This window comes from Mesorhizobium sp. M1428 (genome assembly GCF_040317515.1).
In the GTDB taxonomy this organism is placed as follows: domain Bacteria; phylum Pseudomonadota; class Alphaproteobacteria; order Rhizobiales; family Rhizobiaceae; genus Mesorhizobium.
The window spans coordinates 83,388-99,160 of record NZ_JAMYKT010000014.1 but is presented as its reverse complement, the minus strand read 5'-3'; the positions used below and the strand labels follow the sequence as shown (position 1 = coordinate 99,160).

General features: G+C 62.0%; 16 protein-coding genes. 8 read left to right on the top strand and 8 right to left on the bottom strand.

Features of this window, described 5'->3' with window-relative positions:
- Window positions 1–53: 53 nt before the first annotated feature.
- On the bottom strand, window positions 54–356 hold the full coding sequence (locus tag NKG60_RS20360; RefSeq protein ID WP_352869470.1) for a winged helix-turn-helix transcriptional regulator: 303 nt from the start codon (window positions 354–356) through the stop codon (window positions 54–56).
- Between the two features lie 163 nt (window positions 357–519).
- Here NKG60_RS20360 and NKG60_RS20355 point away from each other — a divergent pair, with 163 nt between their 5' ends.
- Both NKG60_RS20355 and NKG60_RS20350 read left to right on the top strand, forming a co-directional pair.
- On the top strand, window positions 520–1,269 hold the full coding sequence (locus tag NKG60_RS20355) for an SDR family oxidoreductase (protein ID WP_352663219.1): 750 nt from the start codon (window positions 520–522) through the stop codon (window positions 1,267–1,269).
- 129 nt (window positions 1,270–1,398) lie between these two features.
- Window positions 1,399–2,223, top strand: a complete 825-nt coding sequence (locus NKG60_RS20350) for a DUF2189 domain-containing protein (protein ID WP_352663217.1) — start codon at window positions 1,399–1,401, stop codon at window positions 2,221–2,223.
- A gap of 6 nt (window positions 2,224–2,229) precedes the next feature.
- Here NKG60_RS20350 and NKG60_RS20345 read toward each other — a convergent pair whose 3' ends face one another.
- Both NKG60_RS20345 and NKG60_RS20340 read right to left on the bottom strand, forming a co-directional pair.
- Entirely contained in the window at window positions 2,230–2,862 is a 633-nt protein-coding gene (locus NKG60_RS20345) for a LysE family translocator (protein WP_352663215.1), read from the bottom strand.
- Between the two features lie 119 nt (window positions 2,863–2,981).
- Window positions 2,982–4,949: a pilus assembly protein TadG-related protein gene (locus NKG60_RS20340; RefSeq protein ID WP_502912319.1), complete on the bottom strand. Its 1,968-nt coding sequence runs from the start codon at window positions 4,947–4,949 to the stop codon at window positions 2,982–2,984.
- A gap of 339 nt (window positions 4,950–5,288) precedes the next feature.
- Between NKG60_RS20340 and NKG60_RS20335 the strand changes: the two genes are divergently transcribed.
- Both NKG60_RS20335 and NKG60_RS20330 read left to right on the top strand, forming a co-directional pair.
- Window positions 5,289–6,149 carry a TIGR01459 family HAD-type hydrolase gene (locus NKG60_RS20335; protein ID WP_352663209.1) on the top strand — a complete coding sequence of 287 codons (861 nt, stop codon included), beginning with the start codon at window positions 5,289–5,291 and terminating at the stop codon, window positions 6,147–6,149.
- Window positions 6,150–6,158: 9 nt separating this feature from the next.
- A complete protein-coding gene (locus NKG60_RS20330) occupies window positions 6,159–7,142 on the top strand; it encodes a bifunctional riboflavin kinase/FAD synthetase (protein ID WP_352663206.1) in 984 nt (327 codons plus the stop codon).
- Window positions 7,143–7,215: 73 nt separating this feature from the next.
- Here NKG60_RS20330 and NKG60_RS20325 read toward each other — a convergent pair whose 3' ends face one another.
- Window positions 7,216–7,770, bottom strand: coding sequence for an HdeD family acid-resistance protein (locus NKG60_RS20325; RefSeq protein ID WP_352663204.1), 555 nt, complete (start codon window positions 7,768–7,770; stop codon window positions 7,216–7,218).
- Window positions 7,771–8,283: 513 nt separating this feature from the next.
- Here NKG60_RS20325 and NKG60_RS20320 point away from each other — a divergent pair.
- Together NKG60_RS20320 and NKG60_RS20315 are read left to right on the top strand one after the other, a co-directional pair.
- Window positions 8,284–9,189, top strand: a complete 906-nt coding sequence (locus NKG60_RS20320; protein WP_352663201.1) for an alpha/beta hydrolase — start codon at window positions 8,284–8,286, stop codon at window positions 9,187–9,189.
- Window positions 9,190–9,389: 200 nt separating this feature from the next.
- Entirely contained in the window at window positions 9,390–10,202 is an 813-nt protein-coding gene (locus NKG60_RS20315) for a MipA/OmpV family protein (RefSeq protein WP_352663198.1), read from the top strand.
- 16 nt (window positions 10,203–10,218) lie between these two features.
- Here the strand turns inward: NKG60_RS20315 and NKG60_RS20310 are convergent, their stop codons facing one another.
- From NKG60_RS20310 to NKG60_RS20300, 3 genes are all read right to left on the bottom strand, one after another.
- Window positions 10,219–10,653 carry an RES family NAD+ phosphorylase gene (locus NKG60_RS20310; RefSeq protein ID WP_352663195.1) on the bottom strand — a complete coding sequence of 145 codons (435 nt, stop codon included), beginning with the start codon at window positions 10,651–10,653 and terminating at the stop codon, window positions 10,219–10,221.
- Between the two features lie 2 nt (window positions 10,654–10,655).
- Window positions 10,656–11,030, bottom strand: coding sequence for an Xre family toxin-antitoxin system antitoxin (locus NKG60_RS20305; protein ID WP_352663193.1), 375 nt, complete (start codon window positions 11,028–11,030; stop codon window positions 10,656–10,658).
- A 72-nt stretch (window positions 11,031–11,102) separates the two neighbouring features.
- Window positions 11,103–11,288, bottom strand: a complete 186-nt coding sequence (locus NKG60_RS20300) for a hypothetical protein (RefSeq protein WP_352649682.1) — start codon at window positions 11,286–11,288, stop codon at window positions 11,103–11,105.
- A gap of 43 nt (window positions 11,289–11,331) precedes the next feature.
- Between NKG60_RS20300 and ileS the strand changes: the two genes are divergently transcribed.
- Window positions 11,332–14,322: an isoleucine--tRNA ligase gene (gene ileS / locus NKG60_RS20295; RefSeq protein ID WP_352869479.1), complete on the top strand. Its 2,991-nt coding sequence runs from the start codon at window positions 11,332–11,334 to the stop codon at window positions 14,320–14,322.
- Between the two features lie 195 nt (window positions 14,323–14,517).
- Window positions 14,518–15,198, top strand: a complete 681-nt coding sequence (locus NKG60_RS20290) for a hypothetical protein (RefSeq protein ID WP_352663187.1) — start codon at window positions 14,518–14,520, stop codon at window positions 15,196–15,198.
- A 69-nt stretch (window positions 15,199–15,267) separates the two neighbouring features.
- On the opposite strand, the gene NKG60_RS20285 is transcribed toward NKG60_RS20290, so the two are convergent.
- Entirely contained in the window at window positions 15,268–15,720 is a 453-nt protein-coding gene (locus NKG60_RS20285; RefSeq protein WP_352479909.1) for a nucleoside deaminase, read from the bottom strand.
- Window positions 15,721–15,773: the final 53 nt, after the last annotated feature.

Below are 15,773 nucleotides of genomic sequence, written 5' to 3'. Positions count from 1 at the left end.
GGTGACCGCCCGTGGCTTTGGCCGGGCAGGGCAAACAATCCGTCCACGATCAGTCAGGTGATCAGGTGGGATGCGTTGGCACGCATCCAGTCGGCTAGCGAATCCAGCGTGCCACGCAAGGTTCTGCCCAGCGGCGTTATCTCATACTCCACGCGCGGCGGCATCTCGGCATAGACCCTCCGATAGACCAGACCGCGATGTTCGAACAGGCGCAGCTGCCGCGTGAGCTCCTTTTGCGTAATCGGTGCGACGGCCCTCTGGAGCTCGCCGAAGCGGATCGGACAACCGGTGACGATCAGGCGATAAAGAATGGGAATGGCCCATTTTCCCGAAACCAGATTGACGAAATCGATCATCGGGCAACGATCGGTCGCGCCATTTCCGCTTTCGACTGGCCTTACCTCGATAGCTTTTGCCTGCGCCATGAAATTATCTCCTTTAGTACCCATTCGGTGCCTACTATACAAAGCATACTATCGTGTCGACAATGCCGTTCTCATCTCTTTGGGAAGGCAAGTCATGGGTCGCTTGAATGGCAAATATGCCCTCATTACCGGGGCAACCAGTGGCATCGGCCTCGAAACCGCGCGCCAGTTCCTGGCCGAGGGCGCTACCGTGGCAATCACTGGCAGGAGCCCGTCCGGGCTGGAAGCTGCGCAGCGCGAGCTGGGTGGATCGGCGCAGGTGATCAGGAATGATGCCGGCAATCTCGCCGATCAGCGTGCGCTTGCCGCCGAGCTCGCGCAGTGCTGGCCTCGGCTCGACATACTGAACATCAACGCTGGCGATGTGATGCATCAGCCGCTGCAGGATTGGGACGAGGTGGTCTATGACCGTCTGATGCGGACCAATCTCAAGGGGCCGTTCTTTTTGATCCAAGCCCTGTTGCCGATGTTGTCCAACCCGTCGTCGATCATCCTGTGCGGTGCGGTCAGTGCCCATATCGGCCTGCCCCAGAGCAGCGCCTACGCCGCCAGCAAGGCGAGCCTCCTGTCGTTGGCGCGCACCCTCTCGGGTGAGATGATCGAGCGCGGTATTCGCGTCAATGGCCTCAGCCCCGGCCCAACCGAGACGCCGGCCTTGGGCAAGCTGGGTCTGCCCGAAGCGGACGAGAAGGCGCTTGGCGATCAGATACGCGCGCTAGTGCCGATCGGCCGCATGGGCAAACCCTGGGAACTCGCCAAGGCGGCGGTGTTTCTGGCATCGGACGAGTCGAGCTTCGTCGTCGGCACGGAACTGCTCGTCGATGGCGGCGTCGGAAACCTATAACCAGATTCATCGTGACCATCGACTTGGCGACAATCACCCCTAAATCGACTATCATAGCGCCTGTTCTTGAAGTGGCAGCTACGGGCGGCCATCCCGGCGGCGGCCGCCCCGACACACGGGAGAATGGTTATGGCCAGCTTTCATGTCATGGCGGACGCACGTGGAATGCATGTACAGCCCACGGTGCGCCGCATCAGCACCGAGGATCTGCTCGATGCGCTCCGTCTCGGCGTAGAGGATTTCTGGGCCAAGCCGTCGCATTACGTGTTCCTGTGTCTGATCTATCCGGTGGTCGGCCTGATCCTGACGCAGTGGACATCGGGCTCGAACGCCATCCAACTCATCTATCCGCTGATGTCCGGCTTCGCTTTGGTCGGTCCGTTCGCCGCTATCGGCCTTTACGAAATCAGCCGCCGGCGCGAGTTCGGCATGGATACATCCTGGTGGCATGCGCTCGACGTACGCCACTCCCCGGCGCTGCCCGCGATTGCGGTCATCGGTATCATGCTAGTGGTACTGTTCCTGCTCTGGCTGTTCACCGCGCAATCGATCTACACCAGCCTGTACGGCAATCAGCCTCCGGCCTCTATCGTCGGCTTTATTCGCGAGGTGCTGACGACCAGCAAGGGCTGGACACTGATCCTGCTCGGCAACCTGGCCGGGTTCGCCTTCGCCGCGGTCGTGCTGGCGACGACGGTCGTCGCCTTTCCGCTGCTGCTCGACCGCGATGTCGGCGCGGTCTCGGCAGTCGAGACGTCGGCGCGCGCAGTTTTGACAAACCCGCTGCAGATGGCGCTGTGGGGCCTGATGGTCGCCGTGCTCCTGGTCATCGGCTCGATCCCGCTATTTGCTGGGCTTGCCGTTGTCATGCCCATCCTTGGCCACGCGACCTGGCATCTCTACCGCAGGGTGGTCGAACCGGAGCGGGCAGAGCAGGTCAGGCGGCCGATGTAGGACCGATCAGCGTTGCGCGTCGGTTGCCATCTTGACGGCCAGCGCGGTCAGCACCGTGCCCATCATCCAGCGCTGGATCACCAGCCATAGCGGCCGCCCGGCGAGGAAGATGGCGATCGAGCCGGCCGTCACTGCGATGATGGCGTTGACGGTCAGGCTGATCGCGACCTGCGTGGCACCGAGCACCAGAAGCTGTGACAGCACGTGGCCCATGCCGGGGCCGATGAATTGCGGCAGCAGCGACAGATAGAGCACTGCCACCTTTGGGTTGAGCAGGTTGGTCATCAGGCCCATGGCGAACAGATTGCGCGGTCTGTCTTTCGGCAGTTCGCGGATCTGGAAGGGCGAGCGCCCGCCGGGCTTCACCGCTTGCCAGGCGAGCCACAGCAAATAGAGCGCGCCGGCAAGGCGCAGCACATCATAGGCGAAGGGCACGGCGAGCAGCAGCGCGGTGATGCCGAACGCCGCCGACAGCACGTAGAACAAGAAACCGAGCGCCACGCCGCCCAGCGAGATCAGCCCTGCCTTCGGCCCTTGCGACAGCGAGCGCGAGATCAGATAGATCATGTTCGGGCCGGGCGTCAGCACCATTCCGAGGCAGACCAGCGCGAAGGCAAGGTGGTTGGCGGGTTCAGGCAAGAGCGCATCTCCGGGTGGGGACACTCACCACATGGTTCCATCAGCCGCAAGGGCATGAGGGCAGGAGCCTTTGCGCCAGCGCGCCAGGCCCCCTGCCTTAGTCGCCAATCCCATCGCCTTCAGCCGACGATGCGCAGGTTCGACAATTCGTTGGCGATTTCCTTGAAATTGTCGGACAGCGTCGCGCCGGTTGCATTCCAGAACAGCTTGGCAGGCTTGCTCGGGTCGGTCGAATCCTTGCGGAAGCGCGAATCCGATGAACATGCCTTCAGCGCATCGATTGCCTTCTTGTCGCTGGCATCTGTGGGCGACAGGTCGAGCGCCACCGTCATCACCAGAATGTTCGAATTCTTTGCATTTGCGCAGAGCGTTTTCAGCTGCTCGTCGAGTGCTGCCGTGTAGTTGGCACCGGTAAAGGTGGTCTTGCCGATATCGGTGCTGGTATTCATGAACAGGCGGGTCACGCTTCCAGATCCCGGATAGGTCAGGCCAGTGTAGCCGTAGGCGGCGTAGGTCGACCTGTTGTTGGCGTAGCTGCCATCGCTGATGGCGCTATAGGTATTAGCTCCGTCGGTCAGCACCACGACCACCTTGTCGTTGCCCCTCTCGCTGTTCGGCCGGCCATCGGTGAACGGTGGGTTGCTCGATACCGTTCGCCAGCCCCAGGCAAGTCCCTCCGGTACGTTGGTGTTGCCGTTCGGCGCCATGGCGTCGATGGCGTCCTTGATCTCCTGCTTCTCGACGTCCTGGCTGACGTCCTTCAACGGCGTGATCGGGTTTGTGGTGCAGGAGGAGTTCGGGCCATCGCCGGCGGCTGCGGATTGCGAACCGTATGGTTTTACCAGGAAATATTTGCGCATGTCAGACTGGCGCTGGGAAGCGGTAGGACCGGCGACATAGGGCCAATCGGCCCACCAGTTGTTGCCGTAATTGTAGGACGTGCTGATGACGTCGTTGATGCCGTCACGGTTGAAATCGAGCCACAGAGTGCCAGCCTCGTCCGGGGCGAACATCGGCACGAAAAGCGTGGCCGGCGCGGCTGTGTCGGGCGTGGTGTCGTCGACATTGTAGGGATATGGCCGTGCCTCGACGCAACCTGGCCAGCTCGCATAGCGGCTTGTGGTATAGATATATTCCGGTGCGCTCCAATGGCCGTACTGGCAGGTGCCGTTCTTCTTGTATGTGTCGCAGACATATTGCTTCGAATTGGGTACCTCTTCGCGGCCCGATTCGACCGTCATGTCGGCGTAGAGGCTGAAACGGGTCAGCGGCTGGTCCTTGGTCTCGCCCCAGCCGGCGCCGCGCTTGTACCAGATGCCATTGAGCTTCTCGGCGTATTTGTCCGGATTGTTGGCGGCACTCATCGTCGTCCAGTCGAAATCCTCGTGCTGGATCGGGGAGATGCCGTCCTGATCCATCCAGCCGTCCTGGTCGTGGGTAGGGCCGACATTGACCGAGGCCGCAAACGGCACGAGAGAAAACTGCACCGGTTTGGTGATCTGCTTCATCTGCTGCGCTTGAAGCGCCAGCGTATCGACAAGCTGCTTTGCGGCCAACTTCAGCAAGTCTATTCGCTTCTCGCCGGTGCCGGAGCCGAGATCGCTCATCGAGCCTGAATTATCCAGCACAAGCGCGACTTCGAGGGTGTTCTTGAGACGGAGTTCCGAACATTCGGTGAAGGTCGTGTCGCTTGCCGTGCCGCCGATCAGCAGGCTGGCGGCCGGTAGAAAATAGGGGTGGAAGGTGAGACCGGCGCAGAGCTTCAAGGTGCCGCCGCCGGCATTGTTGTTGGGCAGCGTGACGGTCAGCGCTGTGTTCGCCGGGTCGATACGTGCGAGATTGGTTTCGAAAAATGTCTTGGCGTAGGCCTTGATGTCATCGTCGCTGGCGCCGGCAACGATCTGCTGGGCGGCGGCTAGGCCGGCCGCATCAAGTGCGTTCAGCGTTTCGTGCTTTTGGCGCAGCAACTCCCCGTAATCGACACTGAGCGCCAGACCGGCCATCAGCGGCACAATGGTGATTGCAGTCATTAAGGAGTAGTTGCCACGTCTGTCGTATCGGAATTTTCCGATTATTGCCTTCAGCATTCCCGCCCGCCCCATTTTTCCCGGACGGTGCCATGCATGTTTAAATTTCCGATTGCTGAAATGCGTTCAAGGCCGGTACGGTTTTTCAATCCCCGTTAACCACGCGTCCGCAATCGGCAATGCTGCTCCGGGCTTCCAGCAGCAAAGCCTCTAAAAAACGGGATAAGGCGCTGGAAAAGAAAAGCTTTCACCATCACTTCCACGCCGGCGTCGCCGGACGACAATCTTGCGGACACAACGAAAGCTGGTGACATGGCGAAGCGCTTCGGTTAATCCGGGCCGGCCGCTACGGACCGTCGGTCGCGGCGCTTGCAAGCATCATGGTACAGGGACAACGGCATGGCGGATTCGCCCGACATCATCGGTTCGCTCGCAGACTTGTCGGGAGCCTATTCAGCCATCCTGTGCGACGTCTGGGGCGTGGTGCACAATGGCGAATGGCATTTCCCGGCGGCGGCTGCCGCGCTGATCGCTGCTCGCGCGGCGAAAATACCTGTCGTGCTGATCACCAATTCGCCGCGCCGCAGCGCCGACGTCGTGGCGCAGATGAACGCTATAGGCGTTCCTCCCGCTGCCTATGACCGTGTCGTGACGTCCGGCGACGTTACCCGCGACCTCATTGCCGAAGGGCCGCGAAAGATCTTCCATATAGGCGCCGATCGGGATTTCACGCTCTATGAGGGCCTCGACGTCGAACTCGTCGAGGAGTTCGAAGCATCCGGCGTGGTCTGCACCGGCCTGTTCGATGACGAGGTGGAGAAGCCGGAAGATTATGCCGATCTTCTGCAGAGGCTGCGTGCTAGGAACCTGCCCTTCATTTGCGCCAATCCCGACATCGTCGTCGAGCGCGGCGAACGCATGATCTGGTGCGCAGGCGCTTTGGCCCGCGAATACGCACAGCTTGGCGGACGCACGCTGATCGCCGGCAAACCCTACGCGCCGGTCTATGACGTCGCCATGAAGGAGATCGCCGTCATTCTCGGCCGCCCGGTCGAGCGTTCGCAAGTTCTGGCCATCGGCGACGGTATGATGACCGACATCAAGGGCGCGGCCGACAATGGCTTCGACGTGCTCTACGTATCGGGCGGCATCCATGCCCGCGATTACGGTGAAGCGCTGCAGCCGGATCCGGCAAGGCTCGCGGCCTTTCTGGAAAAATACGGCTACAGGCCGGTCGCGGTGATTCCCAGACTGCAATAGGTTCAAGCCATGACGGCAATGTTCGAACGCATTTCCGCAACCGCGCCGCTGCCCGCCCATCTGCGCGGCGGCGTGGTGGCTATCGGCAATTTCGACGGCGTCCACCGCGGCCACCAGGCCGTGCTCGAACGCGCGCGCGCCGAAGCGGAGCGTCGCGGCGTACCCGCCCTGGTGCTGACCTTCGTGCCGCATCCGCGAAAAGTGTTCAGGCCGGACATGCCGCTGTTCGTGCTGACGCCGCCGCCGATGAAGGCGCGGCTGTTGTCGCATCTGGGCTTTGCGGCGCTGGTCGAGCAGCCGTTCACACGCGAGTTCGCCTCCTTGTCGGCGGAGGCGTTCGTCACCGGCGTGCTCGAGCGCAACCTCGGCATAAGCCACGCCGTCACCGGCTTCGATTTCCATTTCGGCAAGGACCGCCAGGGCGGCCCGGCCTATCTGATGGCTGCCGGCGAGCGCCACGGCTTCGGCGTCACGCTGGTCGATGCGTTTCGCGACGAAAGCGCCGAGGTGGTGTCGTCGAGCCGCATTCGCACGCTGCTGTGCGAGGGCAATGTGGCCGAGGCCGCCGGCTTGCTCGGCTATCGTTTCACCGTCGAGGCGGAGGTGATCGGCGGCCAGCAGCTCGGCCGGACGCTCGGCTTTCCGACCGCAAACATGAGGCTTTCGCCGGAAGCCACCCTTAAGGAAGGGATTTATGCCGTCCGCTTCCGCCGTGCCGACGGTTCGATTCATGATGGCGTCGCCAGCTTCGGCCGCCGGCCGACGGTCGACGACAGTGGCGCGCCGCTGCTGGAGACCTTCGTCTTCGACTTTTCCGGCGACCTTTATGGCGAGATTTGTGCCGTGTCCTTCTTCGGCTACCTGCGCTCGGAGGTGAAGTTCGATGGGCTTGACGCGCTGGTCGCGCAGATGAAGCGCGACGAGGCCGAGGCGAAGGCACTGCTCGCCGGCGTCAGGCCGCTTTCCGGGCTGGACGCGGCCATAGCTTTTTAGAGCATGGTCCGGAACTGAAGGTCAGCGAAGCAAAAAGTGGGAACCGGTTTTCCGATTAAGCTCAAACCAGAATTTATCTCTTCAGCGCCAGGCCAAGGGCGATGAAGGTCCAGCCCTGGAAGATCAGGTCGACGGCCAGGAACAGCCCCAGCACCCACACGCTGTTGACCGGCCAGCCCATGGCGATGACCAGTCCCGCCAGCGCGCTGATGATGCCGGCCGCGACCACCCAACCCCAGCCCGGCTGCGGCCGGTGGCTGTAGCCGACCCAGGCCCTGAGCACGCCTGAGGCAAGCAGCGCGACCGCCAGGAGGAAGGTCAGCACCGTCGAGGCGAGGACCGGATTGTCGAAGGCGAAGAAGCCGGCGACGGCGTAGAGGAGGCCGCTGAGCAGCCAATAGAAGAAGCGGCCCCATGTCTTCACGCCGAAGGCATGGATGATCTCGACAATGCCGGCCATCAGCATCAGCCAGCCTACGACAAAGACCGAGGCGACGGTTGCGATGAATAGATTGCCGAAGGCAATGCCGCCGAAGACAAGCAGCAGCACCCCGAGCGCGACGAACCATCCCCATTTCGCCCGCGTCTGGCTGATCGCATCTTTCAAGGCATCGCCGTGCAGTGTCATCGCCCTCTCCCTCAAGACTACTTGGCCTTTTTTGCCGGCTTTGAAGGTAACGCCGATAGGGCTTCTCGTAAAGCGAGCAGGGTGTGAGGGCCACACCCATGCTGGGGCCGTACGCCTGCGAGACGTCTGCTTTTGGCAAGAGCAGCCGCTTGCGAGTTCATTTCCGTAAAACGTGGGCTTGCGCCCTCGGGCCAAACCGGTGGTCACGCCGAGGTTTAGTTGGAGAATAGCTCCTGTCCGTAAAAAGCGGCCGCAACGTCGAGCTTTGATACTGAGCCAGACCTCCACGCCACGCAACGCCGGTCGCATCCGCATCCGTATGTCACAACCTTGCGTCAAGGTCTTAGTAATCGCCGCCCTCGTCGGGCGATTTCTCCCTGACGTTGATCTGGCTGATCGCAAGATGATCGTGGCGCTGCTTCGTCGCTATATTTGCAAGCAGGCAATCGGTATCTTGTCGATGACATTTGGCTGTTCGCCTTTCTCGGCGCTTGGCAAGACTGGGGAAGCAAAATGAGCGATGTGGACGAACACCTCGATCTGACGGAGATCAACGCCGTCCGCAGGCTGTTGACGTCAAAACCACGAACGGTCCGCTGGGACGAACGCCGGGCGCGGCTCGACGAAGTCGGTTCGGTCTGGCCGGTCGCGGAGGACATCCGATGCGAGGATGTGGTTTTCGATGGCCTCGCGGGAGAGTGGTCGCTGGCGCCCGGGAGTGACAGGGACAAGGTTCTGCTGTTTTTCCACGGTGGTGGCTACTGCTCCGGCTCTCTTAAAAGTCATCGTCGAATGGTTACCGAGGCAGGTCGGGCAATGGGAATGCGCACCCTCGCGATCGACTATCGCCGCGCACCGGAACATCCTTTCCCCGCGCAACATGAAGACGCACTCGCGGCATGGCGCTTTCTAAGGCGGCAAGGCATCGCACCGGACCGCATCGTAATTGGCGGAGACAGTGCGGGCGGCAACCTCACTCTGTGCCTGGTCAGTATATTGCGCACGGCAGGCGAGCCGTTGCCGCGATGTCTTTGGCTGGTTTCGCCCTGGACGGACCTTTCGATGTCCGGCGCGACACTATCAACGAAGGACGCGATCGACCCTATCATCCACCGGGCGTATTTGGAGGAACTGGCAGCCGCCTACGTTCCTCATGGCGTTAGTCGGCGCGATCCCCAGATCTCGCCTTTGTTCGCCGATCTGAGCGGATTTCCCCCAATGCTGATACAAGCCGGTTCGGCCGAGACGCTGTTGTCGGACGCAACTCGGCTCGCCGAAGCCGCCGGCGCGGCCGACATCAAAGTACGTCTCGAAATTTGGCCGCATATGATTCACGCTTGGCCGGTTTGGAATGCGGGGTTGAGCGCCGGTCGCCGCACTCTTCAGAGCGCAGGCATGTTTGTCCGCGAATGTTTGTAACTCCTGCCGAGGCATCTGCCAGCGTATTCCAGACATCCTAATCTGGTGCCTTGGTGCGCCAAACAATCGACTGCAATGCGGAACAGGCCGGCCAACGCCGCCGATGTTGCGGATATTAAGTCAAATTTTACCGAACTGGCGCCATGGCTTCAGTCAAGGCTGGTTGTATCGGCCCAATGCGTTCGACGTATGGAGTAACGATGCGGTCTGTCCCGACGATCCCGACGGTCTTGGCCGCATTCATGCTCGGCACCTGCGGCGTTGCCAAGGCCGGCGAGGGCACCTTCGGCTGGCTGTCCGGAGACTGGTACCTGACGGTCGGCGCGACCGGCATGGTTGCCCCGAATTTCGAGGGCGGCAAGAAGTACTTGCTCAGCGCCTCGCCGATTATCTCGCTCGGCAAGGCTGGTCCCGCGGCGCGCTTCACCTCGCGCAACGACAATATCTCATTGGCATTGATCGACGATGGCGGCGTCCGCGCCGGCCTGACGGGCAAGTTCCTGTTTTCCCGCGACGGTGGTGACGCCGACGAATTGAAAGGCCTCGACCCGGTGCGCTGGGGCGGCGAGGCCGGCGGCTTCTTCGAATTCTATCCTTTGGATTGGCTGCGTGCCCGCGCCGAATTGCGGCACGGCATTCGCGCCCATAACGGCTTTGTCGCCGACATCACCGCCGACGCCTTTTATGATGTGACGCCCGATGTCAGGATTTCGGCCGGGCCGCGCGTCTCGTTCGCCTCATCGGACTATTTCGACGCCTATTATGGCGTTGATGCCAAGGAGTCCCTGGCCTCGGGGCTCAGCGAATATCATCCCGGCGGCGGGGTGAGGTCGGCGGGCTTGGGCGGCGCAGTGACCTGGAAGGTGACCGAGCCGATGACGGCCAGCCTGTTCGGCGAATATTCTCGCCTGATGGGCCCGGCCGCCGATTCCAGCCTGGTCAAGGAGCGCGGCTCCAGGGATCAATTCATGATCGGCGTGTCGACGACCTATCGCTTCGATTTCTCGATGTGAGCGGGTAGGCCTCGGCTCATTTGATCAAACGGCTGTCGAACGGATAACGGTATAGGCCCGCAATCGTAATGCGTGACGCGTCGTCATGGGTCGGATTGAGCAGATAGTTGTTTGCTTTGCGCATTATGATCGAAGGAATTTTCATGAGGGCGTAACGATTGGCCGAGAGAAATTCCGTGCCCTGTCGCCGTGTCGATTCCATGTCCTTGTCCCAGCCGTCATGGAAAACCGGTTCGGTCATTTCTATTCCGTCCGGAACGTCGATTTCGATAAGCTGGTAGGTTTCCGGAACGGTTTCGCGCGTCGCATGCACCAGTATCTCCAGCAGTGCTGTCGAAGGGTGGTCGGTGCAATAGACGATGGGCATCCCGCGCCTGTTCCATCTTCCATCAACGAGCGTTCCGCCACGACCCGAGAGATCCGCGAAATTGGAGATGCGCCAGATGCGCATCGTCAGGCAAGCATGCCAAAGTCGATACGGATAAGCTCTTCGGAAACGACGTGGGCGCCGGTCTCTGTCTCAAGGAGGTCGATCGGCCTTGCACCATCCAATGCTATGATCTCGCTTCTCAGCCAACGCTGGGCTTTCTCATGGCTGCCGAATACCCGATCCGCCTGCTCGGCGATGCGTTCTAGGCGCAGGGCGCGGTCGGATTCAGCTGGCGAAAGCGGCTCGGCATGTTCCTTGCGACGCGCCAGCGTGCGGCGGGGGGCAACGATACGATAGAGTTCTTCGCTACTGAAACCCAGACTGCGCAGATGATCGATCTTGTCCGTAGGGACGGAAAAGTCGTGTGTTGCGCCAATTGCCCTTGCTGCGACCGACATGAACGTCTCCTTGGCACTGCAGGCCATTTGCCTACAAATGTATGCGCAATTGGCACATAGCGCAAGGAAGTATCAGAGTTCGGGCTTTTCAATATCGCCTGTCTCGGTTAAAAGCCCAGCCATGACGAGCTTTTCGCGCCTTCTCGCGACTGCGATACGAATTACAGGCCCGGTGTTCCGGGCGGCCTGACCGCCGCCGGAGCCGCCGGGAATCTTGCGCGCGGCCTCTCGCGCTTTTTCCAGATCATGATAGTTCAACGCCCGGGCTCTTTTGCCGCCGGGCAACGCATATGGCAGACGAATGACTGATACCGAGACCGCCGAGACGATCGACTATTCCAAAACGCTCTACCTGCCGCAGACGGATTTTCCGATGCGCGCCGGTTTGCCGGAAAAGGAACCGCTGCTGGTCAAGCGCTGGCAGGATATGGACCTTTACCGCAAGCTGCGCGAAGACGCAGCTGGCCGCGAAAAATACGTGCTGCACGACGGCCCGCCCTATGCCAACGGCAACATCCATATCGGCCATGCGCTGAACAAGATACTCAAGGACGTCATCACCCGCTCGTTCCAGATGCGCGGCTATGACTCGAACTATGTACCCGGTTGGGATTGCCACGGCCTGCCGATCGAATGGAAGATCGAAGAGCAGTATCGCGCCAAGGGCAAGAACAAGGACGAGGTGCCGGTCAACGAGTTCCGGCAGGAATGCCGCGAGTTTGCGGCGCACTGGATCAAGGTGCAGGGTTCCGAATTCCAGCGGCTCGGCGTCGTCGGCGACTTCGACCATCCCTATACGACAATGGCTTTCCATGCCGAGTCGCGCATCGCCGGCGAGCTGCTGAAATTCGCCATGTCCGGCCAGCTCTATCGCGGCTCCAAGCCGGTGATGTGGAGCGTCGTCGAGCGCACCGCGCTGGCCGAGGCGGAGGTCGAATACCAGGACTATGAGTCGGACACGATCTGGGCGAAGTTTCCGGTCGTCAGCCTCGCTCGCCAGGTCATCAACATCGAAGAGGGGCAGCCAGCCCTGGATCCCAAGCTGACGCAGACGTCGCTCGATCTGCTTGATGCCAACGTCGTCATCTGGACCACGACGCCGTGGACAATCCCCGGCAATCGCGCCGTCAATTACTCGCCGCGCATCAATTATGGTCTCTACGAGGTTACGGCGGCCGAGAACGCCTTTGGTCCTCAGCCCGGCGAAAAGCTGATCTTTGCCGAGAAGCTTGCTGACGACGCTGCCGCGAAGGCCAAGGTCACTCTGAATCGGCTTCGCAACGTTGGCGCCGAAGAGATTGAAAACCTTACGCTTTCGCATCCCCTCAAAGGTCTGGGCGGTGGCTACGATTTTCCCGTGCCGATGCTGGCCGGCGATCACGTCACCGACGATGCCGGCACCGGTTTCGTCCACACCGCGCCGGGACACGGCCGGGAAGACTTCGACGCCTGGATGGATGCCGCCTCTGATCTTCGCCAGCGTGGCATCGACACCACGATCCCCTTCACCGTCGACGATGCCGGCTTGTTCACCAAGGACGCGCCGGGCTTTGGCCCGGACCGCGAGGATGGAGCGGCGCGCGTCATCGACGACAATGGCAAGAAGGGCAACGCCAACCAGGCCGTCATCGACGAGCTGATCAAGCGCAACGCACTATTCGCGCGGGGCCGGCTGAAGCACTCTTATCCGCATTCCTGGCGCTCGAAGAAGCCGATCATCTTCCGCAACACGCCGCAATGGTTCGTCTATATGGACAAGGAGCTTGGCGACGGCACGACGCTGCGTAGCCGCGCCCTGAAAGCCATCGACGATACCCGCTTCGTGCCCGCCGCCGGCCAGAACCGCATCCGCGCCATGATCGAGGAGCGCCCTGACTGGGTGCTGTCGCGCCAGCGCGCCTGGGGCGTGCCGATCGCCGTCTTTGCCGATGCCGACGGCAACGTGCTGCGCGACGAGGCAGTCAACCAGCGCATCATGGACGCCTTCGAGAAAGAAGGCGCCGACGCCTGGTTCGCCGCCGGCGCCAAGGAGCGGTTCCTCGGCAATCACGATGCCTCGAAATGGCAGCAGGTCATGGACATCCTCGATGTCTGGTTCGATTCAGGCTCGACGCATGCCTTCACGCTTGAGGACCGGCCCGACCTGAAATGGCCGGCCGACGTCTATCTTGAAGGCTCCGACCAGCATCGCGGCTGGTTCCACTCCTCGCTGCTCGAAAGCTGCGGCACCAGGGGCAGGGCGCCCTACGACACCGTCGTCACCCATGGCTTCACCATGGATGAGGAGGGGCGGAAAATGTCGAAGTCGCTCGGCAACACCGTCGTGCCGCAGGACGTCATCAAACAGTCCGGCGCCGACATCTTGCGGCTGTGGGTGGTGACGACCGATTATTGGGAAGACCAGCGCCTCGGCAAGAACGTGCTGCAGACCAATATCGACGCCTACCGCAAGCTGCGCAACACCATCCGCTGGATGCTGGGCACGCTCGCCCATGACGATGGCGAGGAGGTGCCGCTGGACAAGATGCCGGAGCTGGAGCGGCTGATGCTGCATCGGCTTGCTGAACTCGATGAAGTCGTACGCTCGGGCTACGACGCCTTCGAATTCAAGCGCATCACCCGCGCGCTGCTCGACTTCATGGTGGTCGAGCTGTCGGCCTTCTATTTCGACATCCGCAAGGACGCGCTTTACTGCGAAGCGCCTTCCAGCGTGAAGCGCAAGGCTTCCGTCCAGGTGGTGCGCCATCTCTTCGACTGCCTGGTGAAATGGCTGGCGCCGATGCTGCCCTTCACCATGGAAGAGGCTTGGCTCGACCGTCATCCGGATGCGGTCTCCCTGCATCTCGACCAGTTCCCGGAAATCCCGGCGGACTGGAGGAACGAGGCGCTGGCGGAGAAATGGCGCAAGGTTCGGCAGGTTCGCCGTGTCGTCACCGGCGCGCTGGAAATTGCCCGCGCGCAGAAGGTCATCGGTTCTTCGCTGGAAGCGGTGCCGGTCGTCACCCTCGACGATGCCGCGCTCGAAGCGGCGATCGCCGATGTCGACATGGCCGAGATGGCGATCACCAGCGATCTGGTTATCGTGCACGGCAAGGCGCCGGCGGGCAGCTTTACCCTCGACGACGTCAAGGGCGTCGCCGTGGTCGTCGAGAAGGCGGAGGACCGCGGCCTGGTGAAGTGCGCGCGCTCCTGGCGCTACACCGCCGATGTCGGCTCAGATCCGGAATTCCCGGATGTTTCGGCCCGTGACGCCGCTGTCCTGCATGAGCTGAAGGCTTTGAGCCGCCTTTAAGGCGGTGCACAAATGCCACGGCGGGCGGCCGATCGGCCCCCGCGCGTTGCCCTTAACGAGTGGTTGAGGTAAACACGCGAAACTCCGGACGACAAATTGTCGCCGGAATTCCGTCGGAAGAGCATGGGCGGTGGGGACCGGACCTTTCTTTGGCCGGCGGCAATCGAGAGGCTGTCTACAGTGGGACTTTTTGGCATGACCGAGAGAACTTACGCGCGCGTTGCGCTGCTGGCGCCGCTTGTCGTATCGGGCCTCGCTTTGTCCGGCTGCATGGGCTCGCCCACTTACGGAACCGACAAGACCGCGGGCGCGCAGCTTGCTGGCGACCTCACCGGGGCTTTTTCCTTCGCACCCAAGCGCAAGGATAGTATCGACTACAAGCCGCGCCCCACGCTGGTGAAGCCGGGGCCGGGGCAGAAGGAAGTCTTGCCGCCGCCGCAGGAAAGCATCGAGACGGCGAGTGCCGAATGGCCCGAATCGCCGGAGCAGCGCCGTGCCCGCCTGCGCGCCGATGCCACCTTGCATCAGGACGACCCGGCCTACCAGGCGCAGGTCATCGATGACGTGCAGACGGATCCGGCGTCGGTCAAGGCCGCGCTGAAGCAGTCGGGCTCGAGCCACCCGCCAGCCTGGACTCCGGCCGATTCGGACAAGAGCCGCGCCGCGGAAATCATGCGCCGCCGGGCTGAAGGCAAACAGGGCGACCCGACCACCCGTAGATATCTGAGCGAGCCGCCGGTGCAATACCGCGCTGCTGCCGCCACCGCGCCGCAGGGCGACCTCGGCGAGGACGAGTACAAGAAGGAACGCCGCCTCAAGAAGGAGGCGGCCGCCAAGAGCAAGAGCGGCGGCATGTTCGACTGGCTGCCCTGGTAGGCTGACGGCGCTAGAGGCGTTCTTGGCTGGCTGGATTGGCTGACTTGGATTTGGATCGTCGGCCGGAAATCAGGGTCCGCGTCGCTCCCGAAAAAAGTCTTTCAGCAGCGCTGCTGCAGCGTTTTCGGCCATGCCCGGATAGATGTCGGGCACATGGTGGCAGGTCGGTGACGTGAAGAAGCGAACGCCGTTGACCACTGCGCCGCCCTTCTCGTCGGCAGCGCCGAAATAGAGCCGGCGCAGCCTGGCGAAGGAGATGGCGCCGGCGCACATGGCACACGGCTCCAGCGTCACGTAGAGATCGTGGCCGCTGAGCCGCTCGCTGGAAAGCTTGCGGCAGGCCTCGCGGATCGCCAGCATCTCGGCATGGGCGGTGGGATCGGCAAACTCGCGCGTGCGGTTGCCGGCACTCGCAACGACCGTATCGCCGCCGACAACGACCGCGCCAACCGGCACCTCGCCACGCTGGGCGGCGGCTTCGGCTTCTTTAAGCGCCAGCGCCATGAAATCCTGCCGCTTCACGCGGTTTCCATTCCGATTATCTCCTCGCCACTAGAGCGCGATCCTGTTACTAC